At 46.3% G+C, this 23088-nt stretch carries 21 protein-coding genes; 11 read left to right on the plus strand and 10 right to left on the minus strand.

What is annotated here, in order from left to right; translation table 11 throughout:
- Positions 1–91: 91 nt before the first annotated feature.
- Positions 92–544, minus strand: a complete 453-nt coding sequence (locus JMA39_RS01225; RefSeq protein WP_202720020.1) for a hypothetical protein — start codon at positions 542–544, stop codon at positions 92–94.
- Positions 545–765: 221 nt separating this feature from the next.
- Positions 766–1209, minus strand: coding sequence for a universal stress protein (locus JMA39_RS01230; RefSeq protein ID WP_202720021.1), 444 nt, complete (start codon positions 1207–1209; stop codon positions 766–768).
- A 567-nt stretch (positions 1210–1776) separates the two neighbouring features.
- Here JMA39_RS01230 and JMA39_RS01235 point away from each other — a divergent pair.
- The gene (locus JMA39_RS01235; RefSeq protein WP_202720022.1) at positions 1777–3039 is read left to right on the plus strand and encodes a dicarboxylate/amino acid:cation symporter; all 1263 of its coding nucleotides are present in this window, start codon (positions 1777–1779) and stop codon (positions 3037–3039) included.
- Between the two features lie 136 nt (positions 3040–3175).
- Here JMA39_RS01235 and JMA39_RS01240 read toward each other — a convergent pair whose 3' ends face one another.
- Together JMA39_RS01240 and JMA39_RS01245 are read right to left on the minus strand one after the other, a co-directional pair.
- A complete protein-coding gene (locus tag JMA39_RS01240) occupies positions 3176–3952 on the minus strand; it encodes a slipin family protein (RefSeq protein ID WP_202720023.1) in 777 nt (258 codons plus the stop codon).
- Between the two features lie 10 nt (positions 3953–3962).
- Positions 3963–5462, minus strand: coding sequence for an NfeD family protein (locus JMA39_RS01245; RefSeq protein WP_248986329.1), 1500 nt, complete (start codon positions 5460–5462; stop codon positions 3963–3965).
- 625 nt (positions 5463–6087) lie between these two features.
- Here JMA39_RS01245 and JMA39_RS01250 point away from each other — a divergent pair.
- The 9 genes from JMA39_RS01250 to JMA39_RS01290 all read left to right on the plus strand — a co-directional run bounded on the left by JMA39_RS01250 (position 6088) and on the right by JMA39_RS01290 (position 14760).
- Positions 6088–7449, plus strand: coding sequence for a Na(+)-translocating NADH-quinone reductase subunit A (locus tag JMA39_RS01250; protein ID WP_202720025.1), 1362 nt, complete (start codon positions 6088–6090; stop codon positions 7447–7449).
- Positions 7449–8663: an NADH:ubiquinone reductase (Na(+)-transporting) subunit B gene (locus tag JMA39_RS01255; protein WP_202720026.1), complete on the plus strand. Its 1215-nt coding sequence runs from the start codon at positions 7449–7451 to the stop codon at positions 8661–8663. The genes JMA39_RS01250 and JMA39_RS01255 overlap by 1 nt, the downstream gene beginning before the upstream one ends.
- A gap of 10 nt (positions 8664–8673) precedes the next feature.
- The gene (locus tag JMA39_RS01260; RefSeq protein ID WP_202720027.1) at positions 8674–8811 is read left to right on the plus strand and encodes a hypothetical protein; all 138 of its coding nucleotides are present in this window, start codon (positions 8674–8676) and stop codon (positions 8809–8811) included.
- Complete coding sequence (locus tag JMA39_RS01265) at positions 8811–9581, plus strand: Na(+)-translocating NADH-quinone reductase subunit C (RefSeq protein ID WP_202720028.1); 771 nt, start codon at positions 8811–8813, stop codon at positions 9579–9581. Before JMA39_RS01260 ends, JMA39_RS01265 begins: the two co-directional genes overlap by 1 nt.
- 3 nt (positions 9582–9584) lie before the next feature.
- On the plus strand, positions 9585–10208 hold the full coding sequence (locus tag JMA39_RS01270) for an NADH:ubiquinone reductase (Na(+)-transporting) subunit D (RefSeq protein ID WP_202720029.1): 624 nt from the start codon (positions 9585–9587) through the stop codon (positions 10206–10208).
- A gap of 8 nt (positions 10209–10216) precedes the next feature.
- Positions 10217–10825 carry an NADH:ubiquinone reductase (Na(+)-transporting) subunit E gene (gene nqrE, locus JMA39_RS01275; protein ID WP_202720030.1) on the plus strand — a complete coding sequence of 203 codons (609 nt, stop codon included), beginning with the start codon at positions 10217–10219 and terminating at the stop codon, positions 10823–10825.
- Positions 10826–10882: 57 nt separating this feature from the next.
- Positions 10883–12100, plus strand: a complete 1218-nt coding sequence (gene nqrF / locus JMA39_RS01280; RefSeq protein ID WP_202720031.1) for an NADH:ubiquinone reductase (Na(+)-transporting) subunit F — start codon at positions 10883–10885, stop codon at positions 12098–12100.
- 352 nt (positions 12101–12452) lie between these two features.
- Complete coding sequence (locus JMA39_RS01285; protein ID WP_202720032.1) at positions 12453–12761, plus strand: hypothetical protein; 309 nt, start codon at positions 12453–12455, stop codon at positions 12759–12761.
- A 193-nt stretch (positions 12762–12954) separates the two neighbouring features.
- Positions 12955–14760 carry an aryl-sulfate sulfotransferase gene (locus JMA39_RS01290; protein ID WP_202720033.1) on the plus strand — a complete coding sequence of 602 codons (1806 nt, stop codon included), beginning with the start codon at positions 12955–12957 and terminating at the stop codon, positions 14758–14760.
- 74 nt (positions 14761–14834) lie between these two features.
- Here JMA39_RS01290 and trpA read toward each other — a convergent pair whose 3' ends face one another.
- From trpA to JMA39_RS01320, 6 genes are all read right to left on the minus strand, one after another.
- On the minus strand, positions 14835–15644 hold the full coding sequence (gene trpA / locus JMA39_RS01295; RefSeq protein ID WP_202720034.1) for a tryptophan synthase subunit alpha: 810 nt from the start codon (positions 15642–15644) through the stop codon (positions 14835–14837).
- Between the two features lie 10 nt (positions 15645–15654).
- Positions 15655–16854, minus strand: coding sequence for a tryptophan synthase subunit beta (gene trpB / locus JMA39_RS01300; protein ID WP_202720035.1), 1200 nt, complete (start codon positions 16852–16854; stop codon positions 15655–15657).
- 104 nt (positions 16855–16958) lie between these two features.
- Complete coding sequence (gene trpCF, locus JMA39_RS01305) at positions 16959–18398, minus strand: bifunctional indole-3-glycerol-phosphate synthase TrpC/phosphoribosylanthranilate isomerase TrpF (RefSeq protein WP_202720036.1); 1440 nt, start codon at positions 18396–18398, stop codon at positions 16959–16961.
- 1 nt (position 18399) lies between these two features.
- Complete coding sequence (gene trpD, locus JMA39_RS01310) at positions 18400–19458, minus strand: anthranilate phosphoribosyltransferase (protein ID WP_202720037.1); 1059 nt, start codon at positions 19456–19458, stop codon at positions 18400–18402.
- A 4-nt stretch (positions 19459–19462) separates the two neighbouring features.
- A complete protein-coding gene (locus JMA39_RS01315) occupies positions 19463–20077 on the minus strand; it encodes an aminodeoxychorismate/anthranilate synthase component II (RefSeq protein WP_202720038.1) in 615 nt (204 codons plus the stop codon).
- Positions 20074–21654 (minus strand): anthranilate synthase component 1, encoded by a 1581-nt coding sequence (locus JMA39_RS01320; RefSeq protein ID WP_202720039.1) that lies wholly within the window; start codon positions 21652–21654, stop codon positions 20074–20076. Before JMA39_RS01320 ends, JMA39_RS01315 begins: the two co-directional genes overlap by 4 nt.
- 698 nt (positions 21655–22352) lie before the next feature.
- Here JMA39_RS01320 and JMA39_RS01325 point away from each other — a divergent pair.
- A complete protein-coding gene (locus JMA39_RS01325; RefSeq protein WP_202720040.1) occupies positions 22353–23087 on the plus strand; it encodes a DUF1538 domain-containing protein in 735 nt (244 codons plus the stop codon).
- Position 23088: the final 1 nt, after the last annotated feature.

Consider the following 23088-nt stretch of genomic DNA (forward strand, 5'->3'; position numbering starts at 1 on the left):
TAAAAGCACAGTTTTAAAGGGCTGGTTGAAAGGCAGCTTTAAAAAGGTGCTTTAAAACGCTGTGTGTTCGAACACCTGCTCAATTGGAGTCTTAAGAGTCAAACTTGACGAGATCCGCTTCATCGGCGCCATCGTTACACTCACCTCGTATAGTGCCGCGATCATACTGAATTGTACGGTTGAGCTCGATATATCCCTCTTTACAATAGCCCGTCATCTTGATGGTTTGCTGTAAACCATGCTCTACTTGCGCCGTCCAGCCGCTTAGGTCTGGCCCTTGATAACGTTGCTTTGTGCGTGAGCGTTTCTTCTGATTTGAGCGCACCTCGTGGGGCAAAGGTTCACTTTGTGGTGTCTCAATGGTGAGAATGGCGCGATAGGTAAAAAGCTTTAAGCCATTACTCTTTATATCAGTTCTGAAGGAGTCGGAAACTTGCCCAACAAACTCTTCGGCTTCAATATCAGGCTTACTGCTACAAGCGCTGAGTAGGGTACAGATTAGGGCAATAGAGGATAAAGTTGTAAGCCGTGATGTTAAGCACATAGGTGTTTTTTGTTCTAGTTTTTGGTTTATACAGTGCAGCATAACGTATATTTAAGTAAGTTAGCAGCGAGATTACAGGATTTTACAGTTCATGGGCTTATAAGGCGCTAGGAACGAGGGCGCTGCGCTTCGAGAGCCTAGGAAAAGACAAACCTAGTATCAGTTCAGATTTATCTTGCCTGACCTAGAACCTAGAACCTAGAACCTAGAACCTTCTTTTTTCACTTAACCACTAAAACGGGACATTTTGCTTTATTTGCTAACTGTTCAGATACATTAGGGTTGAGCATATGAGATAGGCCTGTATGACCATGGCTGGCGATAACTATCATGCCAACATCATTCTCAATGCTATCCTCGAGGATCTGAGCAAAGGTATCACCGCTTCTTATGGCGGGTTTAACTTGAAGTGTCTTATTCAGCTGTGGCTCAATTTCCTTTACCAGCGCATCGAGCTTTTCGTTGGAATAGGCTTTAAGTTGAGTTTCTAACTCTTCAATACTCTCAACCACAATGCCGTAATTGTGTTCTCCGTAGGGTTTACTCATGACATGTAATAAACGGATATTCACTTGATACAAGTTTGCCATCTCAATGGCATAGCCTAAAGCGTGGGATGCCGTTTCTGAAAAGTCAGTTGGGCACAAAATCTGGCGAGTACGCATAATAATACCCTCTGTAAAAATATAACGTGAAACATTATTGATAACGCACTATATCCTCACCAATACCGTGGGGACTGTAATCGACTTAAGTGCTTATTTAATAATAGACAGAATTTAGCTTGCTAGCTTATGAAAGTGGCTGGAAATAGCTCTATTGTTCCTAGGGCGTTCGCAGGCTCACTACGAGGACGCTCCTCTTCTCAGATCTAGGAAAAGCACAAGCATGTGTCGACTAAGTGTTAGGTTTATGTTACCGAGCCTAGAAAAAGCAGGTGTAGTCGGTATTTTAAGCTGTTATGTTGTTCAGTTGTTGAGGTGGGTTAGCTATTGGTTATGTCGACACTATAGTGTGTAACACTTGTTTTTGAAAAATGCATTTTCGATTTTTTATTGGTGTGTTTTTTGAGGATTATTCAGTCTAGTAAGGGTAAATTTTGTTATTTGTCTTATTTGGTCATAACTCGTTAGTGAATCACATTAATTGACAATGCTGCGTGTTATTTTTGGATTAAATAATCAAAGGGGTATCAATGCCTCTTAATAAAGTATGTCTGTGATGGAGCTAGGGTGTTGAACAAAAAGAAAAAGTTTTATAAAAACATTGGATTCCAAGTGGTTGTAGCCATGGTCCTAGGCGCGATCGTGGGTATGATGATGGGAGAAGATGCTTCAATCTTCGCTCCGCTGGGTACGTTTTTTATTCACTTAATTAAAATGTTGGTGATCCCGTTAGTTGCTGTTTCAATTATTGCGGGTGCTGCGAGCTTAGGTGCTGGCCCATCGGCGGGTAAAGTAGGTATTGGCACCATAGGTTTCTTCATGGTGACATCAGCATTAGCTGTGACCTTGGCACTGGTGATGGGAGAGTTCTTCCAGCCTGGTGTTGGCATGGACTTCTCACAGCATACAGCAGGTCTGGCTGCAGTCACCGCTGAGCAGGGCGCACTACCTGGTGTGGCCGATACGATTATCGGTATGATCCCAACTAACGTATTCGAGGCGCTAACTGGCGGTAACATTCTACAGATCTTAGTATTCTGTATCTTCTTTGGTATCGCATTGACTAAAGTTAATCAAGAAGCCGCTAAGCCGATTACTTCTGCACTTAATACTATCGTTGAAGCCTTTATTTGGATGATTAACATCGTGATGTTGATTGCTCCTATTGGTGTGTTTGGTTTGATGGCTGACTCTGTTGGTACCTTTGGCTTCCAATCATTGACAGTGGTATTGAACCTGTTTGTGGTTTATGTCGCAGCTATCTTAATCTACGGTTTTATCTTCTTCCCATTGATGGTGAAGTTCTTCTCTAACGTTCCGGTTGGTAAGTTCCTATCGGCAATGAAGAAGCCGCAAGCATTGGCTATGTCTACCGCTTCATCTATGGCTGCGCTGCCTGTGAACATCGAAGTGTGTGAGAAAGAGCTAGGCGTATCTAAGTCGACTGCTGCGTTTGTATTGCCTTTAGGCGCAACTATCAACATGAGTGGTAACGCGATTTACTACGGTCTAGTTGCGGTATTCTTCGCTCAGATGTTCAATGTAGAGTTAGGCCTTGCTGCTTACGTTGCTATCATCTTCACTTCGACATTGGGCGCAATTGGCCAAGCGGGTGTACCGGGTCCATCATTCCTAGTGATTGCGGTATTAGTTGCTGCAGGTATTCCAATTGAAGGCCTACCACTACTGTTCGCTCTTGACCGTGTGTTTGACATGATCAGAACCACGCTAAACATTACTGGCGATGCAGTTTGTGCTGTGGTTATCGATAAGTTTAACCCAGAAACTGAAATCCCTGTGCCAGTTGAACAGGCTAACGCCAATAGCTAACCCTATTTAGCTAACGTCCGTCGTTAATGCTTAGCCGTTAACTGCTAAGTTAACAACAGAAAGCCCTCTAAAAAGAGGGCTTTTTCGTGTTTAAAGACGAGAGATGGAACGCTTGCCTTGAAACTATATTTTCCTGCTATGGTTTTTTATCCTGCTCTCTAAATACACCCTTGAGTAGATCCATGGGGAGGGGGAACAGAATGGTTGAGTTCTTCTCTCCGGCTATTTCAGTGAGGGTTTGCAAATAACGCAGTAATATGGCGTTGGGCTCTGAAGAGAGTTTCTCGGCGGCTTCAACCAATTTTGCGGAGGCTTCCATCTCACCAGAGGCGTGGATCACCTTGGCTCGACGAGTACGTTCGGCTTCGGCCTGTCTTGCAATTGCCCTAATCATGGTTTCATTGAGATCGACATGTTTGATCTCGACGTTAGATACCTTAATTCCCCAGCCATCGGTACGAGTATCGAGAATGGCTTGAATATCGGTATTGAGCATCTCTCGATTGGCCAACATCTCATCGAGTTCATGTTGACCGAGCACCGAGCGTAAGGTGGTTTGTGCCAGTTGTGATGTGGCTTGCAGATAGTCTTCGACGTTGATAATCGCTTTTTGAGCATCGATCACCCTAAAGTAGATCACCGCATTAACCCTTACAGAGACGTTATCGCGGCTGATCACATCCTGAGTCGGTACATCCATCACCACGGTACGCAGATCGACTCGTACCATCTGCTGCACTATGGGGATCACTATGATCAACCCTGGGCCCTTTACTCGATAAAAACGACCCAGTAGGAAGATCACACCGCGCTCATACTCTCTTAAAATCTTAAACATGCTGACGAGCAAGGCGACAACCAGGAAGGTTAATACGCCGATAAAGACGCTGCCATTACTGACAATAGGTTCCATATTAGGTTCCTTAGCTATTGAGCACTGCTTGATTAGAAATTGGAGGCAGTTCGACCTCCAGCGAAAGATCGTGACGTACTACAACGGTAACTTGTTGGCCTTTTAGAAGTGCTGAGTGAGAGTTGGCCGCCCAGACCTCACCTTGAAGCAGTACAAAGCCTTTGTATGTAGGTCGAGTGTCGCTTACATTGCGGGCTTCAAGCACATCTGTTTCTAGCTTTTCTCTTTCGAGCATATTCCTTTCGAGCTCTGACAGCGTAAAATCATCAACGACCAGTGCTGTCTGACCCACAATCAGACCATCACCACTGACCGCTGGCGATTTTCGGCTACGCCATAGTGTGCCCAGTACTAAAAGCGACATTAACGTCACCGCCACCGACACCGCTGCGATGAGAGGCAGTGAAAGGGCAAAGTGATCGGTTTCGGTATCGAGTAAGAACAAGGAGCCGATGGCAAAGGCGGCAATACCTCCCAAGCCAAATATGCCAAAGCTTGGGGCGAAAGATTCAATGGTGATAAGTGCGATCCCGAGTAGCAACAAGCCTAAGCCCGCATAACTAATGGGTAACATCTGGAATGCATATAAGGCTATCAGCAGGCTAATGGCTCCTGTCACACCAGCGACGCCTATCCCCGGACTATAGAATTCAAGCAAGATACCGTAGATCCCGATTAACATCAGAATATAAGCTACGTTGGGATTGGTAATTGTGGAGATGATACGGTTACGCCAGTCGGGTTTTAAATAATGTAGTTCGGCATTATCTAAAGCCAATGTTAGTTGTCGATGATCTATCTCAACTTGCCATCCTGTAAGCTCGGCGACTAACCGCGGCGCATCGGGACTGATGATGTTGATAACATTCATTTCGAGCGCTTCTTTTGCCGTTAGAGTCGCCGCTTCTTTTACGGCTAGCTCGGCCCATTGCTCATTCCTGCCCCGAAGCTGCGCTAACGCACGTATATAAGCAATGGCATCATTGAGGACTTTCTTTTCCATTGCACTCTGGGACGCGGGGGCTGTTTTCTCCTCATCCTGTGGATCGTTTTTTGGTGCCGGCGTTGGTGTGCTACCTGGACCAATACTGACAGGTGTTGCAGCGCCTAAGGTGGTGGCATCGGCCATGGCGGCAATATGGCAGGCATAAAGAATATAGGTGCCAGCACTGGCCGCTCTTGCGCCTGGAGGGGCGACTAAGCAGGCGATAGGGACTGAGGAGTTTAGAATCGTTTGGTTGATATCTCTTAGGCTGGAAACGAGGCCTCCTGGTGTGTCCATTACGATAACGACGAGCGCGACTTCGCCATTTCCGAGTGCAGCGCTCGCATTTGCTTGCTCAATACCCTGAGTGAGGTACTCACTGGTTGCCGGACCGATGGCGCCTTCAAATTCAAGAACCAAGACTTGTGGCCTTGGGGTCATGCTCGACTCTTGTGTCGTGTCGGCATAGCTGTTGGCACAACAAAATGAGAGTTGCAGAAAAATTGCAACCAGTAGCAGTGACATAAAGGTGGACAATCTGTGTGATAGCAAAATAAGTAACCAATATTCAGCCTTATGGATAAGTCTAGTGCAGCCTGACAAGTTTGGCGCAGTTGATGGCTAATGAATGACAAAATGACTTTTTTCTAAACCAAGGTCGAGATAGACCAAGGCAATAAAAAATTGAGGCTTAATGCCATCTTGGTTGTGGTGTCGTGGTTAGGGCAAAGATGAGAAAAATTCGTGATGATAGCTGTAACTGAAAGCGAGTCACGTGAGTGTTATTTTTATTGTGTAATTTTACTGTCAATCCAAAGGGCTAGCCTTAGATTGAAGATTGTTCACTACTGGTCTTTTAAAAGATATGTGAAGCTATCTTGTTGTTAAAGTACGGTTTTTATCGATTTTTGTTTGTAATGCCGCTGTTGTGAATTCAATTGGTTGTTTATTATGTTATTTACGTATTAAAACTACATAAAAAGTAATTTTAACTGACGCTTTGGAATGTCTGTCACGAAACGCTCTCGGTGAGTGCTATTTTTTGTTGGTAACTTACAATTTTGGACGCAAAGTGTGAAGTCTAGCTCGGAATATTAGTTAACAAACATTTATTATTGTGCATCCAATTTTTTAACGGTTGATTTTAGTGATGGCAGGTTACTCAAACCAAGTTATAACGATAAAAAAGGGCTTAGATGTGCCCATAGCCGGTGAACCTTCGCAAGTGATCCATGATGGCCCTAAGGCATCTCATGTAGCCTTGCTCGGTGAAGAATATGTCGGCTTAAAACCCACTATGCTTGTAGAGGTTGGGGATAGCGTTCAAAAGGGCCAGGCTCTTTTTGAAGATAAAAAAAATATCGGTGTCATCTATACTGCACCCGCAAGTGGTAAGGTCATCGCCATTAATCGTGGTGAACGCAGACTTTTCCAATCAATCGTTATTGAATGTGATGACACTGAGGCAAAAAACTTTACAGCAAGTAAAGATATAGACTCGCTAAGTCGTCAAGCCGTACAAGACAAACTTGTTGAAAGTGGTTTATGGACTGCACTACGTACACGACCTTTCTCGAAAGCCCCTCAACTAGATAGCCTTCCTGCTGGTATTTTTGTTAGCGCAATGGACAGCAATCCATTGGCCGCCGAACCTAGACTGATTATTCGTGAACAAGAGCAAGCATTTGCTGCGGGCTTACAGGTATTGAGCCAGCTGACGGATGGAAAGGTACACCTATGCCAAGAGCAAGGCGAACCTTTGCCAGGTCATGACTTACCCAAAGTCAGCAATCACTATTTTGCCGGAGTCCATCCCGCCGGCATCGTCGGCACTCATATTCATTTTGTTTTGCCTGCCAGCCTTGATCGTCCAGTGTGGCACCTTGGCTATCAAGACGTTATCGCCTACGGCAAGCTATTTTTAACGGGTGAGCTTTATACCGATCGCGTTGTTGCATTGGCCGGTCCCGACGTGATCAATCCGCGCCTTATTCGAATTCAAGCGGGCGCACAGCTATCTGAAGTCATTCGTGGTGAGCTTAAAGAGGGCTTCTCTCGGGTGGTGTCTGGTTCACTATTGTCGGGTCATACCGCAAAAGGACCTCATGATTTCCTAGGCCGTTTCCATAATCAAATCAGCGTGCTGCAAGAAGATGCTAAGCATCAGCTATTACCTTGGGTACGTGGCGGCTCGACTAAGTTCTCCATTACCCGCGCGGTAACATCACGCCTTAAGGGGGCTAAGCAGCTGTTCGACTTTACCACTCACACTGGCGGTTCGGCGCGCGCCATGATGGCCTTTGGTCAGCTAGATCGCGTCATGCCATTGGATATCTTACCGACCTTGTTAGTGAGAGACCTTGTGGTACGTGATACCGATGAGGCGCAAGCGCTTGGGGCACTAGAGTTGGATGAAGAAGATTTAGCACTGTGTACATTTGTCTGCCCTGGCAAGTATGACTTTGGTAAAGAGCTGCGTGCTTGTTTAGAGATTATTGAGAGGGAAGGGTAATGAGTCAGCAAGATAAAAAGCCTGATATCCAAGAGGATTATTATGCGCCGGGTAACTCGGTAAAGGGCTATTTAAGCTCGCTGCTGATCGCCCATGGTCGCAGTACTCAAGGTCGGGTACACATTCGTGACGCCATCGATGTTAAACGTACCATGACTATTGTGGGTCTATGTCTATTACCCGCGATTTTGTTTGGTATGTACAACATAGGTCTTCAAGCTCAGATTGCCGTTGCATCGGGTTTGGCTACAGCCGATGTGTGGCAGCTTTTTGCGTTTAACCTGATTTTTGGTGGCATGAGTGAGCAAACCGGTTTTATCGGTTTATTCTTCTATGGCCTGAGTTTCTATGCGCCTATCTATCTAACAGCATTGGTTGTCAGTCTGTTTTGGGAGATGGTTTTTGCTAAGGTGCGTGGCCAAGAGCTACATGAAGGTTTCTTTGTCACCGCATTGCTGTTTACCTTGATTTTACCTGTATCGACGCCACTTTGGTTGGTCGCAATGGGCATTACCTTTGGCGTGATCATGGCAAAAGAAGTCTTCGGTGGCATGGGCTACAACTTCTTAAATCCTGCACTTGCGGGTTTAGCCTTTATCTATTTCGCTTACCCATCACAAGTGACAGCTGTGAGTCAGTTAGTTGCTGTCGATGGTTTCTCTGGCGCAACGACCTTGATGCAAACTGCGGCAGGTAAGGTGAGCTTTGCCGATTACGCTTGGTTTAATGCCTTTAGCGACCCTAACTGGTGGAATGCCTTCTTTGGCTTTACACCGGGTGCGATTGGTGAGACTAGCACCTTAGCCCTTTTGGTTGGTGGCGGTTTCCTTGTGCTGACGCGTTTAGCTGACTGGCGAATCGTAGTGGGTGTGATGCTGGGTATGATCGTCACTGCGATCATCTTTAACCTTATCGGCTCAAGCAAGAATGAAATGTTTGCAATGCCTTGGACTTGGCATCTTGTCACGGGTGGTTTTGCTATCGGTATGATGTTTATGGCGACCGATCCTGTGACCACGTCTTATACCACTAAAGGCAAGCTTGCTTACGGCCTATTGATTGGTTTTATGACTGTGCTTATTCGTGTAGTGAATCCCAAAATGCCTGAAGGCATCATGTTGGCCATCTTGTTTGCCAACCTATGGGCACCGATCTTCGATTATTTGGTCGCTAAGGCCAACATCAAGCGGAGACTTAAGCGTCATGGACTATAGAGCTAATTCGATGCAAAGCGATTGTGCGTCATTATTGGCAATGCCAATGATGTTAATTGCCAATATTTGGGAAGCGATATTTGAATATGTCATTTATCGGACGCCAAAGAGTGCGAATCGTCAGGTCAATACGGAGAATAAAGCGTAATGGCATTAAAGAAAGATTCTTTTATGGGCACCATGATTTTTACCGTGACCCTATGTTTACTGTGCTCATTTATGATCACGGGCACCGCAGAAGTACTTAAAGAGCGCAAGCTAGTCAAGAAGCGCGATGAGCTGATGCGAAATGTATTACTGGCTGCAGATGTTGATCTTAGCGGTGATAAAGATTTCAGAGTGATATTTGAAAAAGACGTTAAGCCGCTGCTGGTGTCATTAGATACTGGTGATGTCGATAGCAATGCTAATGTGATGGACTTTGATCCTCGCATGGCAGCGATCAACCCAGATACTTCTAGCAAGCCGAAGAAAGACACCGCAAAAATTAAATCTCGCGCCGATCAAGTACGCGTATTTAAGGTGTTTGACGATAACGGCAAGCTTCGCAGCATTGTGGTGCCAATTTATGGCAAAGGTTTATGGTCGATGATCTACGGTTTTGTTGCACTTAAGCCTGACCTCAATACCATCGAAAATATTGTGGTTTATGAGCATGGTGAAACGCCGGGGATTGGTGACTTCCTAAACGATCCTGAGTGGACATCTAAGTGGCATAATAAACAGATCTTCGATGAGAAAGGTAAAGTGGCCTTTAAAGTGGTTAAAGGCGGCGCTAAAGAGGGTGATGTTCACGGTGTTGATGCTGTGAGTGGCGCCACGATGACCGGACGCGGCTTACAGCGAGCTGTACAGTTCTGGTTCGGTAATGAAGGTTTTGAAACCTTCTTCCAAAAACTAAAAGCGTCGGAGGTATAAAGGATGAGTGCTCAAACTATTTCGACTAAAGACATATTAACTGGGCCAATTTTTAGCAACAACCCTGTTGCTATGCAGGTGCTCGGTGTCTGTTCGGCGCTAGCCGTGAGTAACTCGATGCAGACCGCGTTAGTGATGACGCTGGCAGTAACCTTTGTATTGGTGTTCTCAAACCTCATTATCTCAAGCATTCGCTCACTCATTCCAAACAGCGTGCGTATTATTGCCCAGATGACAGTGATTGCATCACTGGTCATCGTGGTCGATATGGTGCTGCAAGATGTTGCCTATGAACTATCGCGTCAGCTATCGGTATTCGTTGGCTTGATCATCACCAACTGTATCATCATGGGCCGCGCCGAAGCATTTGCCATGAAGAACCCGCCTCACTTAGCGGTTGTGGATGCTGTAGGTAATGCTATGGGTTATGGCGTGATTTTATTGGGGGTGGCATTTGTTCGTGAACTGTTAGGCAGTGGCACCTTGTTTGGCCATGAGATATTACAAACCGTTGAGAATGGTGGCTGGTATCTTGCTAACGAGATGTTTAAGTTGCCACCGAGCGCATTCTTCCTTATTGGCCTAATGATCTGGTCAATCAACGTCATTCAACGTAAGCGAGGCTAAGGGTCAATATGGAACATTATATTAATCTGTTTATTCAAGCCGCGTTTATCGACAACATGGCGCTGACGTTCTTTATGGGAATGTGTACCTTCTTGGCGGTATCGAAAAAGGTGTCAACCTCTTTCGGTCTTGGTATCGCAGTTATCGTGGTGATGACCATTGCTGTACCGATTAACCAGCTGATCTACGCTAATGTATTAGCCCCAGGCGCGCTTGCATGGGCGGGTTACCCTGCGCTGGATTTGAGCTATTTGCAACTTATTACCTTTATCGGTGTGATTGCAGCCTTAGTGCAGATCTTGGAGATGTTCTTAGATAAGTACATTCCAGCTCTGTATGACTCGCTGGGTATATTCTTGCCACTATTGACCGTGAACTGCGCGATTTTCGCCGGCGTTATCTTTATGGCGAACCGTGATTACACCTTAGCTGAGTCAACCGTATTCGCCTTAGGTTCAGGTTTTGGTTGGGCAATGGCGATCGTGATGCTAGCCGGTCTGCGTGAGCGCATGAAGTTTCATGCTATCCCTGAAGGTTTGCAAGGCATAGGCATTGTGTTTATTACGACGGGCTTGATGGCATTAGGCTTTATGGCTTTCTCCGGAATTTCTATTTAACGGTGTTTTGAGTGTTAAAACCCTTAATGAAAACGAATTAAACAAAAGGTAGATTCGATGGAAATGGCAATTGGTATCGGTATGTTCACCTTCGTGGTGAGTATATTGGTAATGGTGATTTTATTCGCCAAGAGCAAATTGGTTTCGACTGGTGACGTCAACATTCGCATTAATGATGACGTAGAGAAAAGTATCTCGACACAAGCCGGAGACAAGTTACTGGGCGCACTTGCAGGAAAAAATATCTTTATCCCATCGGCCTGTGGTGGCGGTGGTACCTGTGGGCAATGCCGAGTGAAGGTCAAATCAGGTGGTGGTGAAATTTTGCCTACCGAGCGTGACCATATCACTAAGAAAGAGGCGAAAGAGGGTTGTCGTCTAGCCTGTCAGGTGTCGGTGAAAACCGATATGGAGCTTGAGGTGGACGAGGAGATCTTCGGCGTTAAGAAGTGGCAGTGTGAGGTGATCTCAAATAATAACCAAGCGACCTTTATTAAAGAGTTACTGCTTAAACTGCCTGAGGGAGAAGATGTGCTCTTTAAAGCGGGTGGCTATATTCAGATTGAAGCCCCAGCCCATGAAGTAAAATACGCTGATTTCGATATTCCTGCCGAATATCGTGATGATTGGGAAAAGTACGACCTCTTCAAGTTGGTCTCAAAAGTCGATGAAGACGTGCTACGTGCATACTCGATGGCGAACTACCCTGATGAAAAGGGGCGCATCATGCTTAACGTGCGTATCGCAACGCCGCCAAGTGACAATGTACCGCCGGGTAAGATGTCATCGTATATCTTTAACCTAAAAGCGGGTGATAAGGTGACTATCTCTGGCCCCTTCGGTGAGTTCTTCGTTAAAGAAACTGACGCCGAAATGGTTTTTGTCGGCGGTGGTGCTGGTATGGCGCCGATGCGCTCACATATCTTCAACCAGCTTAAGAGTGTTAAGACTAAGCGTAAGATGAGCTTCTGGTACGGTGCGCGCTCAACCCGTGAAGTCTTCTATCAAGATGATTTTGATACGCTAGCGGCTGAGAACGATAACTTCGTTTGGCATGTAGCGCTGTCAGATCCACTACCTGAAGATAACTGGACGGGTTACACAGGATTTATTCATAACGTGCTGTTTGAAAACTATCTTAAAAATCACAAGGCACCAGAAGATTGTGAGTTTTACATGTGTGGACCTCCGATCATGAATTCATCAGTTATCGCTATGCTAGAAAGCCTAGGTGTTGAGCCTGAAAATATCTTACTCGATGACTTCGGTGACTAGTTCTAAGGCTAGTGTTCTTTGAACAGGTCTGAAAGGTGAAATTGAAGTAGGGTTAAAGCAATGTGTGGCCCTACATCAATGCATGAACTCATCGGTAATCGCCATGCTAGAAATCCTAGGCGTGGAGCATGAGAACATTCTACTCGATGACTTTAGTGACTAGTTCTAACTCAAGTGTTCACTGAATAGAGCAAAACAAAGAAACGCAGCCTAATAGCTGCGTTTCTTTGTTTTAATATTAGCCAACTTACTTAAGCCGTTACTGTGTTTCAAGCGCGAACATGGTTTAATAAAGCTTGGAAACCCTTTTAGGCCAAAGGGTTATTGCTTTGAATATACAGGAGTTGTCAATATGGGAGCGGCGGAATTATCGATTGTTGCACTTATTGCCGTGGTTGTGGTGGTTAGCTATCTGTCTATCTACCCCAAAGTTGCGGGTAGCAATATTAATCGCTTGCTTTGGTGTGATATCGCCATCTCTGCATTTGTGTTAACTCTGGTTGGGATTAAATATTGGGGCTCAGGCCAAGAGTTTAGCTTGTTGCTACTGGATGTTAATTGGTTCTGGTTCACCTTGATTGTGTATCTGATTATCGAAGTACCAATGGCGATGTGGTACGCCAAAAAGCATAATATCACCATGGATAGCGATGATAAGTAAACTGTCATTTTTTATGGGTGAAGGACAATCTGCCATTGTAAAAGTTTCTTTATGCACGGGGCTGATGACGAAAGCGTGATCCTTACATCAAACTCAAAATATACTCGTTATAGTGTTAATCAGATTACTATTTTAATTGAATTTGCCGATTATAATCGGCCTCAGTTTTTGACTCGCTGAGAATATCAATTAAATGTCTAAACCCTCTTTACTGCTACCTGCATTAGCTTTATCCCTTAGTCTGTGTGGCACCCAAGCTTTTGCTTCTATTGATGGCATGAAGCCAAAGCCTGTTGAAGGCGCGCCGTTAGGTTATCTCATTCATAACCCATATGAAAATGCGCCGCTTACCGCCTTAGTGACTCTCGCAGGTCATACTATTTCGGCCGTTGAAGTCACCGTACATGCCAATGATGAAGATGGCGTGAGTCTGACTTACCAAGTCGATGATATGCGGGTGATGGATGAGGGTGGGGTACCCATCTTTGGTCTTTATCCAGCGTTTATGAACCACTTTACCGTTAAGTGGACGGAGAATGGTGAGCGTAAATCCCACGACTATAAAATGCTAACCCCCGATATTGATATGGGCTTTTCTGAAAGTCAGTGGGCTAAAGCGCCACTGGTTGAAGTTGAGCATGTCGATGCAGATTTTAAAGACAGGTTGTACTTTGTAAACTGGACTAATGCCGACGGTAAAGCCGCGCCGCTGATGCATAACAATGTCGATGCGCCGGGAGCATTTTCTTGGGATGGTAAACCAGGGTTCTTCATTATTGATACAGCGGGTGATATTCGCTGGTATATGAACCCTTACACCACCCATGACGCGAAAAGCTATGACAATGCAGGCTATGCCATGGGCATGAATGTCACAAAAGATGGCAACATGGTGTGGGTACAGGGCCAAGGCTGGAAGAAGATGTCGATCATGGGACGCATGATCTCTGAACATAACTTACCGGGTAACTTTATCGATGCGTCACACGAGGGCATTGAGGGGGCCAACGGAAACGTGTTTATTCGCGCCGCCGCTAAAGATTACCGCACCGCTGATGGCCGCTTGGTGAACACTATTCGTGATCAAATTATCGAGGTAGATAACACGGGTAAGCTGGTGGACTATTGGGATCTGAACACTATCTTAGATCCTATGCGTGACGCGGCGCTTTTATCTCTCGATGCTGGCGCGGTCTGCTTAAATATCAACCTTGACGATGCGGGTCATCAAACCACAGAGGCAGACTTGGCCAACGCGCCATACGGTGATATTCACGGTGTAGCAACTGGTCGTAACTGGGCCCATGTTAATTCGATTGAGTACGATCCAAGTGACGACAGCATTATCATCAGTTCACGTCATCAGTCGGCGGTAATTAAGATTGGCCGTGATAAGCAAGTTAAGTGGATCTTAAGTGCCAGAAAGGGCTGGAGCGAGAAGTTCCAAGATAAATTGCTCAAACCTATTACCCCAGAAGGTGACCCAATTTGGTGTAATGAGAAGGGCGCATGTCAGGATAAAGACTTTGACTTTAGCTGGACATCACACACCGCCTACTTAGTGCCAGAGAAGGGCACTCTAACTGTGTTCGATAACGGTGATGGCCGCGATTTAGGCCAGCCGATGTTTGCTACTGAGAAGTACTCTCGTTCAGTCGAGTATAAAATCGATGAGCAAAATATGACGGTGCAGCAAGTGTGGGAATACGGTAAAGATGAGCTTGGTTATGAAGGCTACTCACCCGTGACCTCTATCGTTAAATACCAAGCCGATAAAGACAGCATGATGAGTTACTTTGCCTCTGCAGGTCTGTTTGGTTTAGGCGGTGGTTACGGCAACCTGAAGATGGATGACACCACAGGTAAGGTGCAGTCGATTCTGGTTGAGCATCGATATGGCGAAACAGAGCCTGCGGTTCGCATCAATATCGATAGCCACGATATGTTTGCTACTGGTTATCGCGCTCAGGTTATTCGCGCTAATGAGATGCTGAAGTAATCGGTTAATGAATCAAGCTTAAAAATAAAAATAGCGCCCTAAGGCGCTATTTTTTTATCTGTAGTTCGAACTACTTAGCGAGCCGTCGACGCTTTCATATTACGGGTAAATTCACCGAGAGCGCTTAATAAGGCCTGTTCATTGTCTTTATTGGCTTCGATAATTTTAACCACGGCAGAACCTGAGATCGCACCAGCAGCGCCAGCAGCGATAGCGGCTTTGACCTGAGACGGTTCAGCAATACCAAAACCGAGTAATGGCGGCGCGCCATTAAACTCTTTTAGTCGATTGAGAATGTCACCAATTGGCATACCCGCCTTAGATTCAGTACCGGTAACTCCTGCCCGTGATAACAGGTAAGTGTAGCCTTCGCCTTTTTCACTCACTTGCTTTAAGGTCTCGCTGTCGGCATTTGGCGGCGCGATAAAGATTGGGCATACGCCGTGAGCTTTGGCTGACTCGATAAAGGGCGCGGCTTCCTCGACTGGCACATCGGCAATCAATACCGAGTCGACGCCAGCGGCTTGGCATTTGGCGTAAAACGTATCGATGCCGTTGGCAAACACGAGGTTTGCATATAAAAGCAGGCCGATAGGCAGCTCTGGGTACTTAGCGCGAATAGTGCCTAGCATCTCAAAGCACTGAGATGGCGTAGTACCGGCGGCTAGGGCGCGTAGGTTAGCCCCTTGGATCACCGGACCATCGGCTAAAGGATCGGAAAATGGAAAGCCAAGCTCTAGGGCATCGGCGCCGTTCTCCACTAAGGTATCGATGATCTTGAGCGATAGCTCAGGTGACGGGTCGCCTAAGGTCACGAATGGCACAAATGCACCTTGGTTTTTCTCATTTAGGGCGGCAAAGGCTGCCTGATAACGTTGAGTCATTGCCACTCTCCTAGCTGTTCTGGTTTTCAGTTTCTTGATTTTCAAGGATGTCTGCAACGGTGAAGATATCCTTATCACCGCGACCCGATAGGTTAACCACTAACAGGGTCTCTTTGGTTGCTTCTTTGGCAAGCTTGACTGCGTATGCTAAGGCGTGAGCAGACTCAAGCGCTGGAATAATCCCCTCAGAACGTGCGAGCAGCTGGAAGGCTTCGAGTGCTTCATCATCGGTTGCCGACTCGTAAGTAGCACGGCCAATAGCAGCAAGGTGAGCATGCTGTGGGCCTACCGATGGGAAATCAAGACCTGCAGATACTGAGTATGACTCCTCTATCTGACCTTCGCTGTCTTGCATCAGTGGCGCTTTCATACCGAAGAAAATACCGGTTTTGCCGTGCTTAAGCGGCGCACCGTGCATTGGCGTGTCGATGCCTTTTCCTGCTGGTTCCACACCAATGAGGGCAACCTCTTCCTCATCGATAAAATCGGCGAACATACCGATGGCATTTGAGCCTCCGCCCACACAGGCGATAACCGCATCAGGCAGACGACCTTCACGTTCTAGAATTTGGCTCTTAGTTTCTGCGCCAATCATGCGTTGGAACTCTCGCACAATCGTTGGAAATGGATGCGGCCCCGCTGCAGTGCCAAGCAAGTAGTGAGCCTTATCGTAGCTGCCAGACCAGTCGCGCATCGCTTCGTTGCAAGAATCTTTTAGGGTGGCTGAGCCTGAGGTAACAGGGATCACTTCCGCGCCCATCAGCTTCATTCTAAAGACGTTTGGCGATTGACGCTCAACATCTTTAGCGCCCATATATACTTTACACTTAAGGCCGAGAAGAGCACAGGCAAGTGCCGTGGCAACGCCGTGTTGTCCTGCGCCTGTTTCGGCGATGATCTCTTTTTTGCCCATGCGTTTAGCCAGTAGCGCCTGGCCTAATACTTGGTTGGTCTTGTGGGCGCCGCCGTGAAGTAGATCTTCACGCTTTAGGTAGATTTTGGCTAACGGGTTAGGGCTTAAGTTACGGGTTAGCGTCAAAGCCGTTGGGCGACCTGCGTAATTCTTTAATAGCTCGGTGAACTCCGTCTGAAAGCTTTCATCTTCTTGCGCTTCGATAAAGGCGGTTTCTAACTGCTTAAGGGCTGGCATTAAAATTTGTGGTACGTACATACCACCGTATTCCCCAAAGTAGGGATTTAACTTGCTCATTGTATTATCCTTTATCTTCGATTTGTTGCCACATCTGTTCTTAGTTTGTGGCGATATTCTATTATCTTTACTTGCCTAGTCTTAGGTTAAACAAGGCGTCATAATCAGTATTGGCGTAGTAACTTAAATGCTTCTGTAATCTTGTTTACATCTTTTATCCCTGGGCTTTGCTCAAGGCCAGAGTTAAAGTCTAAGCCGTAAAAGCCTTGGGCTGCTGCTTGTACTGTATTTGCTGGGCTTAAGCCGCCAGCAAGTAGCGCAGCATCTCGGTTTGGCAGTACTTTTTGCCAATCAAAGGTTTGGCCTGTACCGCCAAATTGACCGTCTGATTTGCTGTCAAATACGATGCGATCAATGCCTTGTGGGATAACAAGCTCATCGCCGCTATTGCCCTCAGCATCGATACTTACTGCAACCGCTTTCCAAATTTGAGTCTGGCAGTTTAGTTCTGCAAAAATGGCCTTTAACTGCTGAATTTCAAGGGCCGTTTCTTTACCGTGTAACTGCACTGCAAACAGATCTAAATCAACGGCGAGCCTTGCAATAACGTCGACCGCTTCATTGACAAATACCCCAACCAGATTGAGCTTAGTGCCACTCTGTTTTAGCTGTTTGACTAACTCTTGTGCTTGCTCGGTTGTCACGGCTCGTGGTGACTTTTTTGCAAAAATGAGTCCGCCATAGACGGCGCCAGCTTTGGCAACAGCGAGCATGTCTTCGATACGGGTCAGGCCACACACTTTATTGTGACCAAAAGTCAGAGTTCGGCACGCAAGGTCGAGATCGTCTTCGGCCATTAATGAGCTGCCCACTAAGAAACCATCGACTAATGGCGCTAAGCGGCGAACTTGGGCTTGGTTATAAATACCCGATTCACTGATCACCACTCTGTCGGCCGGGATGTGGGGGGCAAGCGTTTCTGTGGTAGCAAGATCAGTCGAGAGATCGCGAAGGTTGCGGTTATTGATGCCGATAATGGCGGCATTAAGCGCAATGGCGCGGCTCAGCTCTGCTTCATTACTCACTTCGGTCAAGATATCCAGCTGATAGTTAGTCGCTTGTGCCGCGAGAGCTTGATATCTTGCATCATCCAGTACCGATAGCATCAATAGAATCGCATCTGCACCTTGGTGAGCGGCAAGCTTGACCTGATACTCATCGACGAAAAAGTCTTTGCACAAGATAGGCTGAGTCACGCGAGCGCGCACTCGTGGAATATAGTCCATGTCTCCTTGGAAGAACTGCTCATCGGTTAATACCGAGATGCCCGCTGCATAGCGGTTATAGACATCGGCGATAGCATCGACATCAAACACATCTCGAATTAAGCCTTTAGATGGACTGGCTTTTTTGCACTCTAAAATAAACCCAGCATTGGGGGCTTTAAGGGCATCAAATAAACTTCTGTCAGACACTTTAGGGGTAAGGTTTGCTTCAGGAAAACGTTGCTTCAGAGAGGCGATATGAGCCGCTTTAGTATCAACAATTTTGGTTAATACGTTGCTTTCTTTGGCCACCGTAGTTTCTCGTAGATCTGTGCTCACATTAAGCTCCTTTGCCAGCTTGGCTAGCGTTAGCAAGTTGGGTTAATAATTCGTAAGCTTTACCGCTCTTTATTGTCTCTAATGCTAAGGCTGTGCCTGACTTTATGTCATCACAAATGCCAGCAACATACAGGGCGCAGCCTGCATTAATGGCGACAGCATTCATATGGGCGTTTTTTCCTGTGCCTTTAAGTATGGCGCGGGTGTACTCTGCGTTCTCTTCTGGTGCACCACCTTCTAAATCAGCAAGCTCTGCCATTGGGACGCCAAGCATCGCGGGGGTGATACGGTACTCGCTGATCTCACCCTCTTTTAACTCGTGTACTAAGGTATCACCGTGCAGCGCGACTTCATCTAGGCCGCTACCATGAACCACCATCGCACGCTTAATACCAAGGGCTTTCACCACTTGTGCAATTGGTGCGACTAGCTCAGGACTATAGACGCCTAGCAGCATAAAGTCAGGGTGTGATGGGTTGATTAGTGGACCAAGCACATTAAATAGGGTACGGGTTTTAAGCGCTTGGCGTACTGGCACTGCATGGGCAACACCGCCGTGATAGTGAGGTGCAAACAGGAAGCACAAGCCTAACTCGTCTAAGCAATCGCGGGCGGTTTCTGGCGCCATGGTTAAATCGATGCCAAATTGAGCCAATAAGTCTGACGAACCTGATTTGCTCGATACACTGCGATTACCGTGTTTAGCGACATTGGCGCCAGCCGCTGCAGCAACGAACGCGGCGGTGGTAGAGATATTAATAGTGTTGTGGCCATCACCGCCTGTACCAACGATATCGACGATGCCTTGGTTCGCTGTAGCGCTATTTAGTGCTGGAAACTCTTTCGCTGCCGCTCTAAGTGCATCGGCTGCACCAGATATTTCGTCGATCGTTTCGCCGCGCATCTTCATTGCAACCAGCATACCCGCCATAGTCACTTCATTCATTTCACCTTGAATAATCTGGCTAAATAATGATTTGGCTTCTGCTCGAGATAGGCTCTCTCCGCAATAAAGAGATTCGATAAGGGCTTGTGTAGGCTTGATTTGTGTTTGGCTCATCATCTTATCCTTTTTCGTTATCGTGGCAGTTATTCGCTAATGCGCGAGAAAGATAATCTAAGCTTTGGACTAAAAGCTGGCTACCTAGAGTGGTTAAAATTGACTCCGGATGAAACTGAAATCCCACCGCTTTATCTTGTCTGTGGATGATTGCCATTGGCATCTCTTCAGTGGTCGCAATGACCTCTAGGCAATCGGGTACTTGGGTCGCGACTAAGCTGTGGTAACGGGCAACCGGAAGTGGTGTGGGGAGATCTGCAAAGATATCTGTACCATTATGAAAAGTCGGGCTTGCTTTACCATGAACCACTTGTTTTGCGCGCTCCACTTTGCCGCCATAATGCTCAACCAACGCCTGATGTCCAAGGCAAATTCCCAGCATGGGCACCTTGCCAGCTACACATTCAATCAAAGCCATTAACGAGCCCGCTTCATGGGGCGCGCCGGGACCTGGTGACAGCACTAACGCCGCGGGTACGGTTTCATTGAGTAATTTGTTAGCGATAAAGTTTGCATCGACATCGTTGCGGTAGATCACTACTTCGTAACCTAGGCTTCTAAATTGGTCCACTAAGTTGTAAGTGAAGGAGTCAAAGTTATCTAACAGATAGATTTTCATAGCCCACCTCCCATCTTAATGGCTGAAATAACCGCTTGGGCCTTTTGCCGAGTTTCATCGGCCTCCGCCTGAGGGTCTGAATCAAATACTACGCCTGCGCCCGCTTGAATAAAGGCTATGCCATCTTTTACAAAGGCTGAGCGAATAACAATGCAGGTATCCATATCGCCAAGGCCATTGAGGTAGCCTACCGCGCCGCCATAGCTACCGCGACGTGTTTTCTCTGCACTGCGAATAAGTTGAGCCGCACTGACTTTAGGTGCTCCGGTTAAGGTGCCCATATTCATACAAGCCTGATAGGCATGCAGTGCATCTAAATCGAATCGAAGTTGCCCGGTAACACGGCTAACGAGGTGCATCACATGGGAGTATCGGTCCACTTTTAATAGCTCTGGCACTTTACGAGTACCACTTTGGCTGATACGAGCGATATCGTTACGAGCTAAGTCCACAAGCATGATGTGCTCTGACAACTCTTTTTTATCAAGGCGCAATTCAAGCTCGTTACGGCTATCGAGATCAAAATCGATTTCGCCACTAGCATTCTTGCCGCGTTTACGTGTCCCAGCAATCGGGTAGATCTCTACTTGGTTGCTCTTTGCCTCATATTTAAGGGCGCTTTCAGGTGACGCGCCAAACAGTGTGAAGTCATCGCCACGAAAGTAAAACATGTAAGGACTTGGGTTTGTCAGTCTCAGTGCGCGATAGGCTCCTAATGTATTGGGGCAAGGTAGGCTGAAACTGCGCGATGGAACCACTTGGAAAATATCGCCAGCGATGATGTGCTCTTTTAGGTTATTGACCGTATCTTTAAAGTCATGGTCTGAAATATTCACCTGAGTCTCGGCATCAACACCGACCAGCTCTGCAATGGGCGCTAATGAGTGGCAGGCTTGTTGTAATTCGGCCATGCGCTCGGTGAGCTGATGTTTAACCTGATTTGAGGCTGTTTGTGTCGGCTCGATAAATTGATGAGTCACAATCTCAGCGCTTTGCTGCTGATGATCCACAAGAATCAGGGTTTCGGCGAGATAAAATAGATAGTCAGGGCAGGTGTTATCACCTTCTGGCACGCTTGGCAGTGGCTCGACAGTATCGATTAAGTCGTAGGAGAGTACGCCACCTAAAAACAGATCTTCAAACTCGGGGCTTTCATCGCAGCGAATGTACTTAACCAGCGCGCGCAGACCATCGAGAGGCGAGGTTGACTTTAGGCGAGCGTCTTCATCTAGCTGGTTAGATTCTTTTTGAAGCGTTAGGCTTAATCTTGAGCCACTATGATGCTTAATTTCTGTTGCTGGAAAGCCTTGTTTGAAGAAGAACTTGATTGGCGCGAGTAGTGTCTTACCGTTGTCTGTTAACGCGCTAAATTCAAGTTGGTAGCCACTGCAGCGGATCATCATTGCTGCGTGGGTCAACACGATGCTCTTTAGGTGATCTTTGCTATCAATTTCAGCCGACTCTAGCAGCATGGTGTGAGGGGCATCTTGAGTCACATGCTGGTATAGACAAAGTGGATCGTCATGATACGCCAGCGCCTCTTTTTGGGTGATAACCTTAGCGATAGTGTGTTCCATGCTTATGCTCCTGCCTTGTAGGGTACTGCATTGTTCATTGTTTTATCTCACTTTTCTAGCCTGCCGCTTCGGGTTTTCTCTCTTCTTGCTTATTTTATTATCGCTCAGATACAAGAAAGCCCGCAGTGTATGCGGGCTTTCTTGTTGAATCTTGACTCAGTTTTCTGAGCACACAGTTCCACACTACCCGCTAATTTGGGAAGTGCCACCACCAATTAATGTTTTGGAAAGTAATAAACTGTGTCATTAAAAATTCATCTTGTTTGTTTCAGTGGCTATATAAAAACATTTGCGGGTGAAAGCTGTCAATCGAATATTTCTGTTTTTGATTGATTTTCACTAATAGAGTGAAAATATTTTTCTAATTCCATCTTTCTAGCGTGATTTTAATGTTTTTTGAGTGGATCTTGCTAAAAATCTGCTCATTGAGTTTAGGTGTTTGTAGCAATCAGCCTGTTAATTAAACTCTGTGGGCGATAATACGCCAATCAAGGAGCTGACGGGCATGATGTAATATATCCAGTGGCCACTTTTTTCGTTAAGCGCACTGCTATCTTCTACTTAGCAAACGTGCGTTTAGGCTCGTGTCAGCAAGGTCAGGCTTGATCTAACTCAAATTTATTGCAATGTTTGTTAATTGTTTGTTGTGGTTTTTGCTGGTTTTGGCAAACTGAAAATGTGGCCCCAAAGGAGTGACTATGGCTTCAATTAATCAGCTTTTCAAAGCCTTGTTTAATAGTTTTAAAGATCTGATCCCGATAATCTTGGTGGTCTGCTTCTTTGAGGTATTTGTTCTACAGCAAGCGCCAGATAATCTGTTGTCGATTCTTATCGGTCTTGTCTTCATTGTTGTCGGTTTAACCTTCTTTGTATTTGGTCTCGAAATGGGGCTGTTTCCCATCGGTGAGTCTTTAGCACATGCCTTAGCGCGTAAAGGTAGTGTTTTTTGGCTGGTAGTTTTTTCCTTCTCTCTTGGTTTTGGCACCACGCTGGCCGAACCCGCATTAACGGCGGTGGCCAATGAGGCGGCAGAGGTTGCTGCAGAAGCGGGGGCGATAACACCTACTGAAGAGTCAATGGATGACTACGCTTTGGGGTTGCGACTTACGGTTGCGTTATCGGTCGGGCTGGCAATTTTACTTGGGGTGGTCAGAATTTTAAAAGGTTGGCCTATTCATTATCTGATTATCTCTGGTTATATCATCGTCATGATTTTGACCTCATTTGCCCCAGAAAACATCATAGGTATCGCCTATGACTCGGGCGGGGTGACGACATCTACGATTACCGTGCCCTTAGTGACTGCGCTTGGTGTGGGTTTGGCAACGGTGATTAAAGGGCGCAACCCCATGCTTGATGGTTTCGGTTTGATAGCGTTTGCTAGCTTAATGCCGATGATCTTTGTGCTTATCTACGGAATGCTGGTGCTTTAAT

Origin of the sequence: Shewanella schlegeliana (assembly GCF_016765635.1) — a bacterium.
GTDB classification, from domain to species: domain Bacteria; phylum Pseudomonadota; class Gammaproteobacteria; order Enterobacterales; family Shewanellaceae; genus Shewanella; species Shewanella schlegeliana.